The organism is Agrococcus sp. HG114 (assembly GCF_024723325.1).
GTDB lineage: Bacteria > Actinomycetota > Actinomycetes > Actinomycetales > Microbacteriaceae > Agrococcus.
Genome location: NZ_JANQCH010000193.1, coordinates 1 through 2,329 on the forward strand (window position 1 = coordinate 1; position 2,329 = coordinate 2,329).

Annotated in this window: 2 protein-coding genes; both read left to right on the forward strand. The window is 77.2% G+C overall.

The window, feature by feature from the left end; translation table 11 throughout:
• A partial coding sequence (pheT, locus tag NWP09_RS12470; RefSeq protein WP_258275821.1) for a phenylalanine--tRNA ligase subunit beta occupies positions 1-1,906 on the forward strand: 1,906 nt, incomplete at its 5' end.
• Between the two features lie 10 nt (positions 1,907-1,916).
• Positions 1,917-2,329: SIMPL domain-containing protein (locus tag NWP09_RS12475; RefSeq protein ID WP_258275822.1), on the forward strand; the 413-nt coding region annotated here is incomplete at its 3' end.

Consider the following 2,329-nt stretch of genomic DNA (forward strand, 5'->3'; position numbering starts at 1 on the left):
GGCGTTCGCCGACCCCGCCGAGACCGCGCGGAGCCGCGACACCGGGCCGGCCGCATCCGGCTTCGCCGTCTCGCTCGACGACGACGCGCCCATCCGCGGCCGCGCCGGCTGCTCGCGGTTCGTCGTGCGCGTCGTGCGCGGCATCGACCCGAGCCGCCCGAGCCCGTCGTGGCTCGCCTCGCGCCTGCGCCTCGCGGGCATCCGCTCGATCTCGCTGCCGGTCGACATCACGAACTACGTGATGCTCGAGCTCGGCCAGCCGATCCACGGCTACGACCTCGGGAAGCTGCGGGGCGGCATCGCCGTGCGCCGCGCGCGCCAGGGCGAGACGCTCGTCACCCTCGACGGCGTCGAGCGGACGCTCCACCCTGAGGACCTCCTCATCACCGACGACCGCGGCGCGATCGGCCTCGCGGGCGTCATGGGCGGCGCCGAGACCGAGATGGACGACGCGACGACCGACGTGCTCATCGAGGCGGCGACGTTCGACGCGGTCTCGATCGGCCGCACCGCGCGCCGGCACAAGCTCTTCTCCGAGGCGTCGAAGCGCTACGAGCGCGGCGTCGACCCGGCCGTCGCCGACGCGGCGGCGGCGCGCGTCGCCCAGCTGCTCGTCGAGCTCGCGGGCGGCACGCTCGACGAGCTCGGCACCGAGGTCGGCGAGGTCGCCCAGATGCGCCCGATCGAGATCCCGGTCGGCTACTGGAGCGCGCTGCTCGGCGGCGAGTACTCCGACGACGAGGCGCGCGCGGCGCTCGAGAGCGTCGGCGCGACGATCGCCGACGGCGCGGATGCCTGGACGGTCACCCCGCCGACGTGGCGCCGCGACCTCACCGACCGCGAGGGCCTCGTCGAGGAGATCGCCCGCATCGTGGGCTTCGACCGCATCCCCTCCGTGCTGCCCGTCGCCCCGCCCGGGCGCGGGTACACGCGCGCGCAGCGCCTGCGCCGGAAGGTCGCCGACGCGCTCGCGGCGAGCGGCCACACCGAGGTGCTCGTCGCCCCGTTCGTCACCGAGCGGCAGGCGCACCTGACGGGGCACGCGCCCGTGCGGCTCGAGAACCCGCTCGACGGGGAGCGGCCGTTCCTGCGCACCGCGCTCGTGCCGGGCCTGCTCGACGCCGCGCACCGCAACCTCGGCCGCGGCCTCACCGACCTCGCGCTGTTCGAGCTCGGCCGCGTCTTCCACCAGGTCGACGGGCAGGGCACCGACGAGCTGCCGGGCGCCGAGGCGCGACCGGCCGACGGCGTGCTCGCCGAGCTCGACCGGCTCCCCGAGCAGCCGCTGCACGCGGCGGTGCTGCTCGTGGGCGAGCGCGTGCGCAAGCAGCCTGGCCGGGCGAGCGAGCGCTTCGGGCTCGCGGATGCGGTGGAGGCGGCCGAGCGGATCGCGCGGACCGTCGGGGTCGAGCTCGAGCTGCGCCAGGCGGAGCGCGCGTGGCTGCACCCGGGCCGCACCGCGGAGCTGCTCGTCGGCGAGCTCGTCGTGGGCGTCGCCGGGGAGCTGCTGCCCGCGGTCGCCGCCGACGCCGACCTGCCGCGCGGCGTCGCGGTCGCCGAGCTCGACCTCGGCGCGCTCATCGAGCGCGCCCGCGCGCGGCTCGAGACGCGCCGCATCGCTCCCGTGCCCGCGGCGACGCAGGACCTCTCGGTCGTCGTCGACCGGCACGTGCCCGCGGGCGACGTGCGCCGGGCGGTGCGCGACGGGGCGGGAGCGCTCCTCGAGCACATCGCGCTCGTCGACGACTACCGCGGCGCGGGGCTCGGCGAGGGCGAGAAGTCGCTCACGTTCGCGCTGCGCTTCCGCGCGCCGGATCGCACGCTCACCGCGGCCGAGGCGAGCGAGGCGAAGCTCGCGGGCCTGCGCGTCGCGAGCGAGCGGCACGGCGCCAGGCTCCGCGAGTAGCATCCGCAGCGTGGTCGAGATCCTGGTGCGCGGCGAGGCCGTCGAGCGAGCGGCCGCCGAGCGCGCGACCGTGACGGTGCACTCCCGCTGGCAGGCGGCCTCCCCCGAGGACGCGATGGCCGAGGTCGCCGACGCGCAGCGGCGCGTCGCCGACGGCGCGCGCGAGCTCGCCACTGCCGGCGCGGTCGAGTCGTGGCACGCCGACCGCGTGTGGGTGTCGCACCACCGCGAGTGGGTGGGGGAGGGCCTGCCCCAGCGGCTCGTGTTCACCGCCTCGGCCGCGGTCACCGCGACCTTCGTCGACGTGGATGCGCTCGGCGGCTGGATCGGCGGGCTCGGCACGGCGCCCGTGCACGAGATCGGCGGCATCGCGTGGTCGCTCGCCGAGGCGACCGAGCGCGAGCTCGCCGCCCGCGCCAGGGC